Annotated in this window: 15 protein-coding genes; 10 read left to right on the top strand and 5 right to left on the bottom strand. The window is 61.2% G+C overall.

All coding sequences use genetic code 11. From position 1 onward, the window contains the following. Positions 1-194 precede the first annotated feature (194 nt). The 4 genes from BSZ35_RS04815 to BSZ35_RS04830 all read right to left on the bottom strand — a co-directional run bounded on the left by BSZ35_RS04815 (position 195) and on the right by BSZ35_RS04830 (position 7,030). Complete coding sequence (locus BSZ35_RS04815) at positions 195-1,739, bottom strand: asparagine--tRNA ligase (RefSeq protein ID WP_105011383.1); 1,545 nt, start codon at positions 1,737-1,739, stop codon at positions 195-197. A gap of 268 nt (positions 1,740-2,007) precedes the next feature. Continuing rightward, entirely contained in the window at positions 2,008-2,817 is an 810-nt protein-coding gene (locus BSZ35_RS04820; RefSeq protein WP_105011384.1) for a hypothetical protein, read from the bottom strand. A 1,587-nt stretch (positions 2,818-4,404) separates the two neighbouring features. After that, a complete protein-coding gene (gene metG, locus BSZ35_RS04825) occupies positions 4,405-6,531 on the bottom strand; it encodes a methionine--tRNA ligase (RefSeq protein WP_105011385.1) in 2,127 nt (708 codons plus the stop codon). Between the two features lie 172 nt (positions 6,532-6,703). Further along, the gene (locus tag BSZ35_RS04830; protein ID WP_258096078.1) at positions 6,704-7,030 is read right to left on the bottom strand and encodes a hypothetical protein; all 327 of its coding nucleotides are present in this window, start codon (positions 7,028-7,030) and stop codon (positions 6,704-6,706) included. A 322-nt stretch (positions 7,031-7,352) separates the two neighbouring features. Here BSZ35_RS04830 and hisB point away from each other — a divergent pair, with 322 nt between their 5' ends. From hisB to BSZ35_RS04860, 6 genes are all read left to right on the top strand, one after another. Continuing rightward, positions 7,353-7,961: an imidazoleglycerol-phosphate dehydratase HisB gene (gene hisB / locus BSZ35_RS04835; RefSeq protein WP_105011387.1), complete on the top strand. Its 609-nt coding sequence runs from the start codon at positions 7,353-7,355 to the stop codon at positions 7,959-7,961. 90 nt (positions 7,962-8,051) lie between these two features. After that, positions 8,052-8,870 (top strand): pyrroline-5-carboxylate reductase, encoded by an 819-nt coding sequence (gene proC / locus BSZ35_RS04840; RefSeq protein ID WP_105011388.1) that lies wholly within the window; start codon positions 8,052-8,054, stop codon positions 8,868-8,870. A 96-nt stretch (positions 8,871-8,966) separates the two neighbouring features. Next, positions 8,967-9,614 (top strand): imidazole glycerol phosphate synthase subunit HisH, encoded by a 648-nt coding sequence (gene hisH / locus BSZ35_RS04845; protein WP_105011389.1) that lies wholly within the window; start codon positions 8,967-8,969, stop codon positions 9,612-9,614. A gap of 43 nt (positions 9,615-9,657) precedes the next feature. Continuing rightward, positions 9,658-10,443, top strand: coding sequence for a 1-(5-phosphoribosyl)-5-[(5-phosphoribosylamino)methylideneamino]imidazole-4-carboxamide isomerase (hisA, locus tag BSZ35_RS04850; RefSeq protein ID WP_105011390.1), 786 nt, complete (start codon positions 9,658-9,660; stop codon positions 10,441-10,443). A gap of 73 nt (positions 10,444-10,516) precedes the next feature. Further along, positions 10,517-11,311, top strand: a complete 795-nt coding sequence (hisF, locus tag BSZ35_RS04855) for an imidazole glycerol phosphate synthase subunit HisF (RefSeq protein ID WP_105011391.1) — start codon at positions 10,517-10,519, stop codon at positions 11,309-11,311. Next, positions 11,304-11,612: an ABC transporter permease gene (locus BSZ35_RS04860; protein ID WP_105011392.1), complete on the top strand. Its 309-nt coding sequence runs from the start codon at positions 11,304-11,306 to the stop codon at positions 11,610-11,612. The genes hisF and BSZ35_RS04860 overlap by 8 nt, the downstream gene beginning before the upstream one ends. Positions 11,613-11,622: 10 nt before the next feature. Here the strand turns inward: BSZ35_RS04860 and BSZ35_RS04865 are convergent, their stop codons facing one another. Further along, positions 11,623-12,093, bottom strand: a complete 471-nt coding sequence (locus BSZ35_RS04865) for a putative molybdenum carrier protein (protein WP_105011393.1) — start codon at positions 12,091-12,093, stop codon at positions 11,623-11,625. 221 nt (positions 12,094-12,314) lie between these two features. On the opposite strand from BSZ35_RS04865, the gene thpR reads away from it, so the two are divergent. The 4 genes from thpR to BSZ35_RS04885 all read left to right on the top strand — a co-directional run bounded on the left by thpR (position 12,315) and on the right by BSZ35_RS04885 (position 15,641). After that, positions 12,315-12,863 (top strand): RNA 2',3'-cyclic phosphodiesterase, encoded by a 549-nt coding sequence (gene thpR / locus BSZ35_RS04870; RefSeq protein WP_105011394.1) that lies wholly within the window; start codon positions 12,315-12,317, stop codon positions 12,861-12,863. A 94-nt stretch (positions 12,864-12,957) separates the two neighbouring features. Next, positions 12,958-13,617, top strand: a complete 660-nt coding sequence (locus BSZ35_RS04875) for an outer membrane lipoprotein carrier protein LolA (protein WP_105011395.1) — start codon at positions 12,958-12,960, stop codon at positions 13,615-13,617. A gap of 110 nt (positions 13,618-13,727) precedes the next feature. Further along, positions 13,728-14,834 carry a lysylphosphatidylglycerol synthase transmembrane domain-containing protein gene (locus BSZ35_RS04880; protein ID WP_105011396.1) on the top strand — a complete coding sequence of 369 codons (1,107 nt, stop codon included), beginning with the start codon at positions 13,728-13,730 and terminating at the stop codon, positions 14,832-14,834. Positions 14,835-15,218: 384 nt separating this feature from the next. Next, complete coding sequence (locus BSZ35_RS04885) at positions 15,219-15,641, top strand: hypothetical protein (RefSeq protein WP_219846586.1); 423 nt, start codon at positions 15,219-15,221, stop codon at positions 15,639-15,641. Positions 15,642-15,662: the final 21 nt, after the last annotated feature.

Genomic DNA, 15,662 nt, shown 5'->3' on the forward strand with positions numbered 1-15,662 from the left:
CCAGCGCTCAGTGGTCAGGGTGACTAGAATAGCCTTCCCTTTACGCGACGACATTGCAATGAGTTCACGACGGCCGAACGGCCTACTGTACATTGGCCCTGTTCCCCCCTGTGGAAAGGGGGGTATCCCACGGGATGAACTGCCGCTGTAGCACCGGTCCCCATTGCCGGAAAGGCAGGTCGTCGCTCTCCCTTCTATGGATGCAATCGTCCGATCGTCCGCGGAAAGGGAATCGTCTCCCGCACGTGCTCGCGACCGGTCAACCACGAGATGGTGCGCTCCAACCCGAGGCCAAAGCCGCTGTGAGGGACCGAGCCGAATTTCCGGAGATCGAGATACCAGTCGAAGACCTCTTCCGGAAGTCCATGTTCTTCTATCTGCTCTTCCAGAAACTCGAGGTCGGTCGCCCGCTCCCCCCCACCAATGATCTCTCCGTATCCCTCAGGCGCCAACACATCCACACCCATCGCCAGCCGGTCATCGTCCGGATCGCGCTTCATGTAAAACGCTTTAATCTCCGCTGGGAACCGGTGCACAATGAGCGGACGGTCGAAGTGCCAGGTAAGCACCGTCTCGTCGCTCCCGCCAAAGTCACTGCCCCACTCAAAGGTCTGGGCCGACTCTTTCCAGTCCGGCAGGTTGCGCAGGGACTCTTCGATCTCATCAATCCGCTTGTTGATCTCAATCTCCCGGGCGTCAATTTCACGTTTGACGTGCTTTTTGGCCTGCCCGCGCCGCTTCTGGTTCTCTTCCTTCTCTTCCTGGAGCTCCGCCTTCTCGGCACGCAGGGCCTCCATCCGCTCGTCGATCAGCTCGGCTGTTTCGTCGCTCCGCAGAATCTCGACGGCCTCGTCGTAACTGATGCGCGGGAACGGCGTCTCCACCTTCTCCAGCACCGACGTGTCGCGGTCCAGAGCCTCCAACTCACGCTCACAGTTGTCCAGCACCGACTGCACAATGTGGGCCACAAAATCCTCCGCCAGCTGCATGTTCATCTCCAGATCGTAAAATGCCATCTCCGGCTCCACCATCCAGAACTCGGTGAGGTGCCGCCGGGTGTCGGATTTCTCGGCGCGGAAGGTGGGGCCAAACGTGTAGACCTTTCCGTAGGCCATCGCCATCGCCTCCGCGTGCAGCTGCCCGCTTTGAGTGAGATAGGCCTTCCGATCGTCGAAGTAGTCGAGCTCAAAGAGGGTAGAGGTCCCCTCCACCGCATTGCCTGTGAGAACGGGCGCGTCGGTTTGGAGAAACCCGCGATCCTGAAAGAACTCATGGATCGCCGTCTGGATGCGATTGCGAATGCGCATGACCGCCCATTGGCTCTCACTGCGCAACCAGAGGTGCCGGTGATTCATTAGGAAGTCGATGCCGTGCTCCTTCGGCGTGACGGGATAGTCGCCCGAATCACCGATGAGCGAAAGCGACTCGACCTGAAGCTCATAGCCCCCGGGTGCCCGATCGTCGGCACTCACGGTACCGGTCACCTCCAGCGCTGCCTCCTGACGAGCGTCGTCGGCCGCCTCCCAGCTGTCTGCGTCCACCGCATCCTCTGCGGCAACGCACTGCACGAACCCGGAGCCGTCACGCAGGATGAGAAATTTGATGCCACCGCTGCCTCGCTTGTTATGGAGCCAGCCCTTGAGGGTAACGGTTTCGTCCACGTGGTCGGCAAGGGCCTCGATGCGAGTAAAGTCTTCGATCGGACGAGCGGCTTCCGAGTCCGGGGCGGGCTCTGACATAATCAGGCGGCGTGTGGAGAGGTTGGGAGTAAGAACAGATCGGTGAATGCAGTCGGTAGAAGCCCCCCTCCCGGATCGTGTTCCAGTTTGATGGGGCTCGCCGGGAAGCCTTTTCCGGTTTTCGATTCGCGGCCCCGGTGATGTGTATAATGGGTCCGGGAACTTGGTCGAACTACGTTACGAGGACAACCCGCCCCTCCTGCTCGGCCCCAAGACGACTGACCGCTTTTTCAACGAGGGACCGCGCCGCGATTCCCGCCGGACCGCATTAGAGCACTCCCCACTGATGTACAAGCCACGGAACCAGGGGCCAAGCAACAATGAGATCGAGCATGAAGGCCTGAGCGGGAGAGTGCCATGGTCGTAGCCTCCATGTGGCCCCAAGCATTGCGATGACCCCTAGAACATCCACGAGGAGCAAAGTAGGGGCCCCATAGCTGTGGACCGCCACGACCGCCCCCACAATGCCCCCTGTGAGAAGAACCGTCGACGTGAGTCGGAGGGCGTAGAGCGACTCCCCCGGCGTCCAGACCGCAAGCCCCACGGCCGCATCGCCTTCTCGGTCTGCCCAATCCGCCAGCAGCACGTTCGGCAGAATAAAAAGCATGCGGTACCCCCCAAGGGCAAAGACGCCGAAACGCATCGTCCCTCCTCCGTCCACCAGTGGCACAAGCGTACTCCCCGCCGCCCACGCCCCCGCAACAGCCACCGGCTTCAGCAGCGGGATCTTCTGAAGAGGGCGCCCCCACCGGTCGCCCGGCAACAGGTGGAGTCCCACAACGAGGCCCAGGGCCGCCGAAACAAGCAGTGCGCCCGGTCGGAGCAACGGAAGACTCACGCCCACGACGCCCAGAAGAAGCCCCATTTCGATCCAGAGCCTGTTCCGGTGTGTCCGCACCCACCAACGTCGATCGGGCCGGTTAATGGCATCCTCCGGCGAGGTCGTAAGCACTCGATCCACGCCATAGACAAGAGCGGTCCCGCTAAATCCAGCGGCGAGTACTGCCCACGACACTGGCACTTCCAGAAGAGCCGAGGTGCCCAATAACAACGCAACGGCAATCCCGCCGACGGGCATCGGATCGTGGTAGAGTGCCCGTACCGCAGCCTGCAATCTTGCTCTAAAATAAGAAAGTGCTCGCGGTATCACGACAGTCGAACTCGTGCCAGCGAGAGGACGGAAGCGAATGCAGAATGCGACACCGGGTGTGAGCAACCGGAATTGGCGGATCGACTCACAAACCGGCTCTCGCCTCCTATTCTAATACGCATGGGGGTAGTAAACCGAATCCTGGTACAGAATTCAGGTAGGAGATACGGCGGTGCAATACGCAAAAGCCTCTCGTATCGTCGGTGCCGTCAAGGAGGGCACCAGAAGCGCCGTTGGACTGTGCCGTTACGAGATTAATCACAGGACCGACATGCCGTGACACTGGATCGGTCGTTTTCGACAAAGGTCAATATCCTCTGTGTAGCGTCGTTGGAGTCCAACGACGCTACACAAGGGCATCCATCACGTCCGGCGGACAATCTCACCAATCCTACACTCCAACGGCGCTACGGAAACCTGCTTCCCACCGGAATAGAGCTCCCGGAGTCGGTTAACGGGTAGTGCGAATAAAAAAGGCTCCAGGGACCGAAAAAGTCCCTTCGTCACCGTCTCTTCCCGTCGGTTCGCTTTGTACAACGTCGCTTCCTTCTCCGCCGGTCCGGTCCTCGCCTAATCTCGGAAGAAATCCATACTGTTGGCCTCTCCCCTCCTGACATCAGCGCCTCTTGATCCACAAACGGCCCTCTCCCCAAACGACAGGGACGAGATTGCCCTTGAATGCAGCTCGGGGGGACGGTCGACTGCGGTCCGTGAGAAGATCTCGACTGAAGGTGCCGGCAGCCTCACGTATCTCCGGCCATAGAACTGATCACTCAGGGAGTGCCCCCGGCCGGAAACCGGGACACCCCCCCAGCTTCCGGCATGTGTACAGGCATTACTCCCGCCACGCCGCCTCTACGTACGGATATTGCAGCGTACGTGGGGCATTTGAGTCGGCTCCTGGACTTGTGCGAAGACGGTGGGATCTTCGATAATGCATCCAGGGTGATCGACGCAACCCGAGGCGACGGGCGGTATTGGCATTTCATCGTGTGCTCACCCAACCCTTATACCGATGGGCAAAAAACGAACTGCCCGTAGGGAGTGACGGATCATCAGAACGTGACCTGTGAGCACTAGAGTCGTGTGTAGAATGTCCTCTCCCGTAGACCCAGGAGCACCATATCATGCAGGAGGTTCGCAACGCTATGACTTAACCGGTTAAGTAACCAAAGAGACTCACAACGTCAAGTTCCCCCCCTCAGACCATTGCAACACACGGAGGCTAAATTTCAGAAGTGTCGTCCTCTACCTTTGTCCATACGCATTGGTGAGCGACCGACCTCAGGCGCGTGAGTCGGAGCTGGTCTCTCAGCATTCTGTCGTGGGTGAGGCGCCTTGTTCTTCCTCACCAGTGCTTGTCGCTAAAATCGCCTCCACTAGCCTTCGCCCTCGCCCGCACGGACCCCAACCAAAACATACGCGGGCCCGCTCAGATGTGCCATTCGGAGATGACCATCTGAGCGGGCCCACGCGAGCGTCCCAAGCAAGTCTCAACAATCAGTCCCCGCTTGCTTACCGCACGACGGATCCATTCTCCGCGTCCGCCGTCACCGGGACGAAGGTCCCGTCCGGCTCCTCGGCCATGAGAACCATGCCTTCACTCTGAAGACCGAACATCTCCTTCGGCGCCATATTGGCCACAACCACCACCTGCGTCCCAACCACTGCGTCGGGCGACATCTGCTCCGCGATCCCCGCCAGGATCTGACGCTCCTCGAAGCCCAGATCAATCTCCAAACGGAGGAGCTTGTCGGCGTCGGGCACCGGCTCGGCGGTGGTTACCGTCCCCACGCGGAGATCGAGCTCCATGAAGTCATCGAACGATATGTTGTCTTTAAGATCGGCGTAGTCCATGTCGGTGTCGGTTGAATCAGAGTCCTGTTCAGCGGCCCGTTCGCGGAGCTTCTCAATCTGGGCCTCAATGACGTCATCCTCGATCTTCTCGAAAAGAATTTCCGGCTCGCCCAACGCGTGCCCCACCTCCAGCAGCGGCTGCCCCGCGTCGTCCCACCCAATCGCATCGTCCGGATCATTAGCAGGCGTGCTGGAGCGGACATTCGTAAGGCGCAGCATGTCCTGAAGACGCCGGGCTGCATCGGGAATCACCGGCTCAATCAGAATGGCAAGCGCGGCACACACCTGGAGACTGACGTGGATCGTATTTGCGCAGGCCTGCGGGTCGGCGTCGCGGGTGTGCCAGGGCTCGGTGTCGTTGAAGTACTTGTTGCCTTCCCGGGCGAGATCGATCGTTTCGTACACGGCCTCCCGCATACGGTACTGCTCATAGGCGTCGCCCACAGCCTCCGGCCCATCGCTTAGGGCATCGAGCATGGCCTCGTCGGCGTCGGACGGATCCTCCAGCGGGGGCACCTCGCCATCGAAGTACCGATGGGCAAAGGTGAGCGTGCGGTTGACGTAGTTGCCAAGGACATCCGCCAACTCCCCGTTTGCACGTCGCTGGAAGTCCTCCCAGCTAAAGTCGGCGTCCTTCGTTTCCGGCAGCGTGGTGGCCAGCGCGTAGCGAAGCAGGTCCGGCCCTCGCTCGCCTCCAAAGTCGTCAAGATACTCGTGGAGCCACACCGCCCAGCCGCGGCTCGTGGAGAGCTTCTGCCCTTCCAGGTTCAGAAACTCGTTGGCCGGAACGTTGTCCGGCAGCACGAAGTCCCCGTGCTCCATGAGCATGCTGGGGAAGGTGAGACAATGGAAGACGATGTTGTCCTTCCCGATGAAGTGGACGAGCTCCGTATCGTCATCCTTCCAGTAGTCCGCCCAGCGATCCTCTTCCCCCTGCTCGGCGGCCCACTCCTTGGTGAACGAAATGTAGCCGATGGGCGCGTCGAACCAGACGTAGATCACCTTTCCCTCGGCGTCGAGCCCATGTTTCTCGGCCACGTCGGCAGGCACCGGCACGCCCCACGGCACGTCCCGTGTGATGGCGCGGTCTTTCAGCCCGTCGTCGAACCAGCTCTGCACCTGACCGAGAACGTTGTTTTTCCACTCCGGATGGGACTCGATCCACTCTTCCAGTTTCGGCTGCATCTCCTCCAGGGGGAGGTACCAGTGGGTCGTCTCCTTCAGCTCGGGCGTGGCGTCGGTGAGCGTGCTGCGCGGATTCTCCAGCTCCGTCGGGCTGAGGGTGGAGCCGCACTGCTCGCACTGGTCGCCGTACGCCTCCTCGTAGCCGCAGACCGGGCACGTGCCCACGACGAACCGGTCGGCCAAAAACATCTCCGCCTCCGGGTCATAGAGCTGCTCTTCGGTGCGCAGATTGAACCAATCCTTCTCGTCGAGCACCCGGAAGAAGTCCTGCGCCGTGTCTCGGTGCTCGTCGCTGGTGGTGCGCCCGTAATAGTCGAAGCTCATCCCAAACCGCTCGAAGTTCTCCTCAATCTGGGCATGGTAGGTGTCCACAATCTCCTCCGGTGACCGATCTTCGCGGATGGCACGCATGAGGATGGCCACCCCCATTTCGTCGGAGCCGCAGATGAAGGCCACATCCTCCCCCTTCAGCCGCTGGTAGCGGACAAACAGGTCAGCCGGCAGGTATGCCCCCGCCAGGTGGCCGATGTGGATGGGGCCGTTGGCGTAGGGAAGCGCGGCGGTAACGAGAAGACGCTCCGAAGTAGATGAATCTGCCATTTCAACAGGAGGGGCTTAGCGCAATCGATTGTCTCGAATTCAAGATCGTATGTCACGTATTTCGTATTGCGTATCACAGGAGTCGGCAGTGCGAAAATACGCAATACGAATTTCGCAATACGTAGCAAAGCGTTTTGAGGAAGGCGGATCGACCCGAGGATACGACTTCTCCTCAGTTAAAGCTCACCCCGTCCAACGGATCTCCCTCCTTCTTCCGGAGCGCCTCTTCTGCAAACCAGGCCTCCTCAACCTCCGTCGTGGTATCCGGCAGGTCCTCGTGCGGCTTCTCGTATCCCTCAATTTCCTTAAGCCACACGAGCGTCTTGGTGCGCATCGTGCCGTCACGGGCTTCAAACTCCACATTTTCCTCGCGGGCGGCACAGGTTCCTTCCGCTTCATCGTACACGCCTCCCAGTTTGGGGTGGCGCAGCAGGATGCGAACACGTTCGCCGTAGTCGAAGCGGCTGTCCTCAAAATCAGCGTCGCTGTACGTGGGCACGGGCACTCGGGAGCATTGGTAAAACAGACCTCACACACGAACAGAATACAAACCAGCGGAGGTTTCTGCGTGTTCGATCCGCGTGAGCCACTCGTGAAAACGCCGCTCCACAGGAGAAAGGGGCCTCCAATGAGCCTGTCCCGGGACGTGCGCAAAATCCAGTTGCCTGCCCCCGGAGAACCGTGCACGTATGTCTCGAGAGCCACACCGCCCCCATATCACACATTCTTCATTGAGGGTAGACGGAGATCCTACACGACTCAGGCGAGTAGTATGTTAGTTGTCCTTTCATACGCTCCCTTCCCGACCGTTGTCTGTTGTCATGAGCGCTTCTGAGTTTTCCCCCCGCACGGCTACCGTCGAGCGCACCACCGCCGAAACGGAGGTCACGGTCGAGCTCACTCTGGACGGGAACGGTACGTACGACGTGGACACGGGCGTCGGCTTCTTTGACCACATGCTTGACCTCTTCGCCAAGCACGGCGGGCTCGACCTTGCAGTGCGATGCGACGGGGACCTGCATGTGGACGACCACCACACGGTGGAGGACGTGGCCATCACACTGGGACAGGCGCTCCGGCACGCCCTGGGAGATAAAGCACACATCGCCCGCTACGGCCATGCCTACGTGCCGATGGACGACGTGCTGGCTCGGGCCGTGATCGACCTTTCGGGCCGTACGTACCATCGACTCGACGCGTCTTTCGATCGCGACACGGTCGGGGATCTTTCGACAGAGATGGTATCCCACGTGTGGATGTCTCTTGCCCAGCACACCGCCTGCAACCTACACCAGACGGTGCTCCACGGCCACAATGCCCACCACAAGATCGAAGCCCTTTTCAAAGCCACGGCCCAGGCCCTGCAGGTCGCGGCCCGCCGGAGTGCCGAGCACGCCGAAGTAGCCTCCACCAAAGGAACGCTCTCCTGATTGTGGATTTTGGAATTTGGATTGTGGATTGCTGAGCAGATCCCTCTCCCCCCTCCTTCACCCTTCCAACCTTCAACCTTCTACCCTTTCATGCTGTCCGACGAAACGGTTGCTGTCATTGGCGCCGGCAACATTGGCCACGCCCTTATCGGCGGAATGATCGAAAGCAATCTCATCGCCGCCGACCACGTGATCGCTACACGCCGCACCGAATCGGCCCTTGATGAGATGGCCGAAGAGTTTCCCGGGCTGCGTACCACAACGGACAATGTGGCGGCCGTGAAGGAGGCGACCGTTGTGATTCTTACCATCAAGCCCCAAAGCCGCGCCGAGGTCGTCACCAACATCCGCGAGCACATCGAGCGCGACGTGCTGGTCATGAGTGTCCTCGCCGGCATTACGACCGAACGTCTGCAACTGGGCTTTGGGCAGGATCAGCCCGTCATCCGGGCAATGCCCAACACCCCGGCGCTCGTGGATGCGGGGGCCACTGCCATCACGCCCGGGACCTATGCCACCGACGAACACGTGAGAATGGCCCGTGAGATTTTTGAGGCTGTCGGTGAAGTCGTCGAGGTGCCGGAGGAGCACATGGACGCCGTCACGGGCCTTTCCGGAAGCGGGCCCGCGTACGTCTACATGTTTATCGAGGCACTCACGGATGCGGGGGTAAAACAGGGCCTGTCCCGACAAGAAGCCGCCAAGCTGTCCGCCCAAACGGTGTACGGCGCCGCAAAGCTTGCCCTCGACACTGGCAAGCACCCGGCCATCCTGCGGGACGAAGTGACGACGCCCGGCGGAACTGCAATCGCGGCCGTCTCGTCGCTGGAGGAGCACGGCCTGCGCACGATGCTCATCAACGCCGTGGGCACGGCCACCCAGCGGTCGAAAGAGTTGAACGACGAATGAGGCCATTGACGAATTGCGAGTGTCGAGTTTCGAATTGAGAATTCGACCTCTAATCGTTGCCCACTCGACATTCGAAACTCGAAATTCGACACCGGTATGCTGACGATTATCGACTACGGCATCGGGAACCTCCGCTCCATCGAGAAGGCCTGTCAGCGGGTCGGCGCAGACGTGCTCCGAACGGACGACCCGGAGACGATTCGGGAGGCGGAGCGGCTGGTGCTGCCGGGCGTTGGCGCCTTCGGGGCGTGCATCGACGAGATCCGCACCCGGGAATTGGAAGTCCCCATCCTGGAGGCCATTGATTCGGGCACCCCATTTCTCGGCGTCTGCGTGGGCCTGCAGATGCTCTTTGAGGCTGGACACGAGAAGGGGGTGCACGAAGGGCTTGGGGTATTGCCCGGAAAGGTCGTCCACTTTCACGACGCCGAGATGGGAACTGCCGACGATCTGGTGGTGCCCCACATGGGCTGGAATGCCATCGAGCCCACCCGGTCCCATCCGCTCCTCAATGGTCTTGCGGATCCGGCCTACGTCTACTTTGTCCACTCCTACCACGCTGTGGCGGAGAACGAGAATGATATACTCGCAACGGCCCACTACGGCCACGACTTCCCCGCCGTCGTCCAGCGCGAAAACGTGCACGGCGTCCAGTTCCACCCCGAGAAATCACAGGCCGTGGGGCTCCGTCTCCTGGAAAACTTTGCCACCCTCCCCCGCCCGAAAATAGCGGCCGCCCGCTAACCTTTCTCTTCGCCTACACGCACAACCGCCCCTCCCTGAAAACATGGCCCTCGTCATCCCCGCCATCGACCTGCGCGACGGCCGCTGCGTGCAACTCCACCAAGGCGACTACGAGGAAGAGACCGTCTACTTCGAGAATCCGGTCAAGATGGCCAAGCTGTGGCGCGTACAGAACGCCCGCACGCTGCACATCGTGGACCTGGACGCCGCGCGTGGCGACGAGAATAACAATCGGCCCGTCATCCGCAAAATCTGCGATGCCCTCGACATTCCCATCCAGCTGGGCGGAGGCATTCGCTCGCTGGAGCAGATCGAAGAAGCACTGGAGATGGGCGTGTACCGCGTGATTCTGGGAACCGCGGCCGTGCGCAACCCCGATCTTGTGGAAGAGGCGATCGACCGGTTCTCTTCCAACCGCATTGTTGTGGGCATCGATGCACGAGACGGCGAGGTGCGCGTGCAAGGGTGGACGGAAGGCTCAGGGCTCGACGCCGTCGAGTTTGCGAAGGACATGGAGGAGCGAGGAGTCCGTCGAATCGTGTACACCGACATTAGCCGCGACGGCACGATGAGCGGCCCGAATGTGGACGCCTACCGCACGATGGGCACCCACCTGTCGAAAGCGAAGATTACGGCCTCTGGTGGCGTCGGCGGGTACGACGACCTCCTCTCCATCCAGACCCTTCAACCGTATGGCGTCGACTCGGTAATCGTGGGCACGGCCCTCTACGAGAATCGCTTCCCCTGCCAGCAATTTTGGGCCTGGCACGAAAAAGACGAGGTGGATCTCGACACCTTCTCCACCGCCGCCCTTCGCGAGCAGTCGTGATCTGGACGGCACGCCCCTGGGCAGTCGGCAGCGACACGCTTCCACTCTCTGCATTCCGCACTCCTCACTCGCTATGCTCGCCAACCGCATCATCCCTTGCCTGGATGTCGACGAGGGTCGCGTCGTAAAGGGCATCAACTTCGTGGACATTCGCGACGCCGGCGACCCGGTCGAACAGGCCCGCACGTACGACGCCGCCGGGGCCGATGAGCTCGTCTTTCTCGACATCACGGCCACGCACGAGGGACGCGGCATCATGCACGACGTGGTGCGCCAGACCGCCGACGAGGTGTTCATCCCTCTCACCGTCGGCGGGGGCCTGCGCTCGGTTGAGGACATGCGCGCCATGCTCCACGCCGGTGCCGACAAGGTGGCCATCAACTCCGCGGCCGTCAAAGACCCCGATCTGATCACCCGCGGCGCCGATGCGTTTGGCAACCAGTGCATCGTCGTGGCCATCGACGCAAAGCGGGTGAACGAGGATCCGCTGGAGTGGGAGGTGTTCGTCCACGGCGGACGGAAGGGCACGGGGAAAGACGCCGTAGAGTGGGCGGTGGAAGCCGCCGAGCGAGGCGCGGGCGAGTTGCTCGTAACCTCGATGGACCGAGACGGAACGAAGGATGGGTACGACGTAGAGCTTCTTCAGGCCATCACAGAGCGGGTCCGCATCCCCGTCATTGCCTCTGGGGGAGCCGGGACACTCGACCATCTGTCCGAGGGGCTGGAAACCGGCGGGGCAAACGCCGTGCTGGCCGCCTCCATCTTTCATTTCGGCGAGTACACCGTGGGCGAAGCGAAACAGTATCTCCGCGACGAAGGCCTGCCAGTACGTCCGCCGTCAAACGACTGGAAAGAACGCTATGCCTGATTTGGACCTTTCGCCCGATCGCCTTCTCAAAGGCGCAGCCGTCCTCTTTACCCTACTGGGCGCATCGTTTCTGGTCTGGGTCGTCGATACCTGGATGGAGCACCCGGAAACGCGGGCCACGCAGTTCGGCTTCGAGGCGCCACTCTGGCCCGCCCTCGGTGGATTCGTGCTCGTCGCGATCGTGGCGATCGGCACCCTCTTCTGGCGGGCCGCCGAACGGGTGGAGACAGGTGAAGACCTGTTCGGACAGCGCCATCGACGCCGGGCCTCCGACTGGAAGGAAAACGGAGAAGCGTCGTGACCAACGTCCCCTAGGTCCTGGCCCCCAGCCGTGCAAAGAGCGCCCCTAAGAGCACCTTCGCTTCGTCGTAGATCTCCTTCACCTCACTTTCCCGCGGGCCGGCAACGTTGAGCACACGGAGATCGTGATCTTCCCCCCACGCCTGAATCATTTCGACAGGGACCGGGTCGGTCGTGCGCACGTGAAGAACGGGGCGTCCCTGCCGCCGGGCCTCGTCCATGGTGAGCGCAGTGCCGCCCTCCAGAACGCCCGTCGTAATGATGAGGGTGCCGTCGCTGTCACGCACGTTCCAGGCGGTCCGCTGCTCGTAGGCCTCCGACGGCGTCTCCGTGAGTGGATACGTCTCCGGAATGGGCCCATCTTCAGCACGCCGGCCTCGGGGACACCATCCCCCAACCGGAATGTCATAGTCGAGTGCCGCGTCCAGCGCCGCCCGGTCCACCCCGGTCTGTCCCCCCGAAACAATCTTCCGCAGTCGCATGCTCTAGGCTCATTACGGATAGTATGTCGGCGAATTTCAGAGCGCGATCCGTTCGGCCGGAGAAAAGAATCTCCCGCCGGCCGGCTCCCGCATCGGAGGCGCATCGGGACCGGCCCCAGTCCCTCCCCCATCGCATATTCATGCCTTCCCCGCGGGCCGAACCTTCGTCCTCCGTCCCAGTTTCGTCTCCGCTGGATATTTCACGAACCCCGATCCGTTCCGTGCGACTGTTTACCGCCCTCGACCTTCCCGACGACGTCCGCGCCCAATACGCTGCTCTGCAGGATCCAGACGCCCTGGACGCCCGGTGGACCTCGCCCAGCCAGTTCCACGTGACCCTCCGGTTCATTGGAGAAACGGAATCCGATCAGGCTGCAGAATACGAGAATGCGATCGCAACCATCGACGCTCCCGCGGCCAAGTGTGTGCCGTACGGGCTCGATGTGCTCCCCTCTCGCCGCAGCCCTAGCGTCTTAATCGTCGGACTCGAACGTCGCGCCTCCCTTCTGTCCGTCTATCGGTCGATCAGCAATGCACTGGAAGCAAAAGGACTGGAGCCCGAATCGCGAAAATATCGCCCCCATGTAACCCTTGCCCGACTCGGCGATCTCTCCCCAGAAACGGTCCATCACTTTCTCGACACGCACGACGCGAACGATCTTCCGTCCTTTACGGCCACCCGCGTCCACCTCTTTGAGAGTACCCTTCGGCCCGATGGAGCGGTCCATGAACGACGCGTCTCCGGTTCCCTGCCCCCTCCGCAGGACTGACGTGGAAATTGTTCGGAGCTTCGTCTTCTCCAAAGCATAATTGGCGACCGCGTTCGTTCATTATACTGCTCTTTCCCACCGCTGCTTCCCCCCGATGGCTCGACTCGCCTGCTTCATTCTCTGTGCACTCTCCCTCCTCGCAACGCCCGTTCGGGCCCAGCCCACCCTTGCGGAGGTCCAGGACGCGTACAATGCCCTTGACGGCCTGCAGGCGTCGTTCACACAGGTCATCAGTTCCGACTTTGCCGGCGACACGACCCAAGTCAAAGGATCGGTGTTGCTCTCGGGCAACAAGTACCGCGTGGAAACGCCTGACCAGATCGTCACAACGAACGGCACGACGACCTGGATCTACACCCCGACCGACAGCCAGGTGGTCCTGAACGACGCCGACCGGGGCGAATCGACGGTTACGCCTGAAACCTTTCTCACAGCATCGGCCGACCAGTACGCAGTACAGTCCTCGTCGACTACCTCTCGACTTGGAACCTCCCACTGGACCCTTCACCTGGAGGCAACCCGCTCCTCCTCCCGCTTTCGGGAAGCAACGCTTTGGGTGCGGCAGTCCGACCGGCTCGTTACGCGAATGCGTGCAACGGATCGGAACGGCTCAACGCTCGACCTGCGCCTGACGGATATTTCTCTGAACCCCGATGTTCTCCGGGAAAACAATCCGTTCTCCTTCTCTCCTCCCCCAAACGTGGAGGTAATCGATCTCCGCCGCGGACAGCAGCCTGCCGGGCCCGATGCATGAATTTGCTCCATAAAGCCGGTCGCTCGCCGTCCCGACGCGCACGGATCGTGCGTTGACGCGTTTTGCGAACCAGAACGTTCATTTTAAGCTGCTGACTGACGCCCCTCGCCGTGACGTCTTCTCTCCGTCGCCGCCTCCTCCAACTCGGTAGTTTTGTTCTCGCCGGCGGACTCTTGGCGCTCGCCCTCTACGGCATGGATGTCGAGGAGATGTGGACCGCCTTCCGGCAAGCCGACTGGCGATGGCTCGTCCCTCTCGTCCTTCTTGTGTTGGGCAGCAACCTCTTTCGGGCCTGGCGATGGCAAGTTCTGATTGATGCCCTCCCCACTACCCCCGACCTGACCGCACTCGACGGAGGCGACCCCACCACGTCGAACACGCTGGAGGCCTCCTTCTCCTCCATCATGATCGGATACATGGTGAATTACGTGGCCCCCCGCATGGGAGAGGTGGCTCGCACCGCCAATATGGCAGCCCGGTCCGACTATCGATTTAGCAGCCTCTTTGGCACGGTGGTGTCGGAGCGCATTTTCGACACGGCGGTGCTGGGCGCCGCTCTCCTGAGTGCCATTGCTCTCCTCTTCGACCGCCTGTCGGTGCTGCGGGAACAGTTTCTGGGACCGGCCTGGACGACGCTTTCGTCTCTGCCCCTCGGATGGATTGTCGGGGGGGCGGCCGGTAGCCTCCTCCTTGTCGGCGGCCTTGCTGTCCTCCTGCAATACAGCCTCTCCGACGAACACTCGGCCCTTGCCCAGTTCTGGGCAAATCGCGTAAAACCGGCCCTCCTTTCGTTCAAAGGAGGCATGTGGACCCTGATCACCTCCTCCCGACGCGGCGCCATTCTCGTATCCACCGTCGGCATGTGGACAGGATATCTGCTGATGGCCTACATTCCCTTCCGCATGCTTGACCTTGCGGCCCCGTACGGCATTGGGCTCGTGGACGCGTGGTGTCTCATGGCGATCGGCGCACTCGGGCTGCTCGTGCCAACCCCCGGCGGCATCGGCTCCTACCACTACATCACGACAGTGGCCCTCGTCCATCTCTACGGCGTGCCGGAAGCCTCGGCGTTCACCTACGCGGTGCTTGCCCACGCCGCCCAGTTCGTCTTCTACATCATGACCGGCGGCCTCGCCCTCCTCTATCAGGGCATGGGTCTAGCGGTCCTTTCTCCTGACCACCCCGACTCGTCGGCCGTGGAACCCTCACAGGCCTGAACCGACTGGAAGTGTCTTTCCTTCTACGGAGGCTTCGGACGTGTCCTTTCCCTCCGTCAGCCCCTGGTGACTTTGTCCCGGGTACTGTCCTTCGTCTTCCGTCCCTCCGCTCTCCTTCACAGGGGAGACCGATACATATTGCCCCCGCCATTACGTTTTGCCGCTCCTTGTTCGCCCCCTCCTCCCCGATGTGGCCGCCCTATCGACTGAGGTGCCGCCCCTCTCTTCCGGTGCATTTTTTGTGACCCGAGGGCCTGTCTAGAACGCGTGGAGACGGTCCACCTGGACGAGCGGTCCTCCGCACAACTTGTGAGGCCGATCTTAGCGGAAACGGACGGCAATCCCACAACTCGGTTCCCTACGTGCAATCCTTACCGACTCGCCATGGCTCAACCTCGTCAATCCAGATCCCAATCTTCTAGCACCGGCTCGAACGCCGATATACTCAGTATTAATGACGCAATCGATCGACTCCTGGACATCGATGGAGCCATCGGCGCCGCCATCGTGGACTACGAATCCGGCATGACCCTCGGCACAGGCGGAGGGCGAGACCTGGATATGGAGCTGGCCGGTGCGGGCAACACAGAAGTCGTTCGGTCAAAGAAGAACATTCTTGAAGACCTCGGGGTCAACGATCGCATCCAGGACCTCTTGATTTCGCTGGAGGCCCAGTATCATCTGATCCGGATGTGCGAACGACACGACGACATCTTTATCTACGTCGTGATTGACCGAAACCGAGGCAACTTGGGCCTCGCTCGCCGCATGATCGACCAGATCGACAAGAAGCTCGAACTAGAGTAGAGAGGGTCCGGCACGCGCTGC

The organism is Salinibacter sp. 10B (genome assembly GCF_002954405.1).
In the GTDB taxonomy this organism is placed as follows: domain Bacteria; phylum Bacteroidota; class Rhodothermia; order Rhodothermales; family Salinibacteraceae; genus Salinibacter.

Excerpts from the sequence above, each read along its gene's own strand:
- BSZ35_RS04815 (WP_105011383.1), bottom strand. The coding sequence starts at position 1,739 with ATGTCAGAGCCCGCCCCGGACTCGGAAGCCGCTCGTCCGATCGAAGAC.
- BSZ35_RS04820 (WP_105011384.1), bottom strand. The coding sequence starts at position 2,817 with ATGCCCGTCGGCGGGATTGCCGTTGCGTTGTTATTGGGCACCTCGGCT.
- metG (WP_105011385.1), bottom strand. The coding sequence starts at position 6,531 with ATGGCAGATTCATCTACTTCGGAGCGTCTTCTCGTTACCGCCGCGCTT.
- hisB (WP_105011387.1), top strand. The coding sequence starts at position 7,353 with ATGAGCGCTTCTGAGTTTTCCCCCCGCACGGCTACCGTCGAGCGCACC.
- proC (WP_105011388.1), top strand. The coding sequence starts at position 8,052 with ATGCTGTCCGACGAAACGGTTGCTGTCATTGGCGCCGGCAACATTGGC.
- hisH (WP_105011389.1), top strand. The coding sequence starts at position 8,967 with ATGCTGACGATTATCGACTACGGCATCGGGAACCTCCGCTCCATCGAG.
- hisA (WP_105011390.1), top strand. The coding sequence starts at position 9,658 with ATGGCCCTCGTCATCCCCGCCATCGACCTGCGCGACGGCCGCTGCGTG.
- hisF (WP_105011391.1), top strand. The coding sequence starts at position 10,517 with ATGCTCGCCAACCGCATCATCCCTTGCCTGGATGTCGACGAGGGTCGC.
- BSZ35_RS04860 (WP_105011392.1), top strand. The coding sequence starts at position 11,304 with ATGCCTGATTTGGACCTTTCGCCCGATCGCCTTCTCAAAGGCGCAGCC.
- BSZ35_RS04865 (WP_105011393.1), bottom strand. The coding sequence starts at position 12,093 with ATGCGACTGCGGAAGATTGTTTCGGGGGGACAGACCGGGGTGGACCGG.
- BSZ35_RS04875 (WP_105011395.1), top strand. The coding sequence starts at position 12,958 with ATGGCTCGACTCGCCTGCTTCATTCTCTGTGCACTCTCCCTCCTCGCA.
- BSZ35_RS04885 (WP_219846586.1), top strand. The coding sequence starts at position 15,219 with ATGGCTCAACCTCGTCAATCCAGATCCCAATCTTCTAGCACCGGCTCG.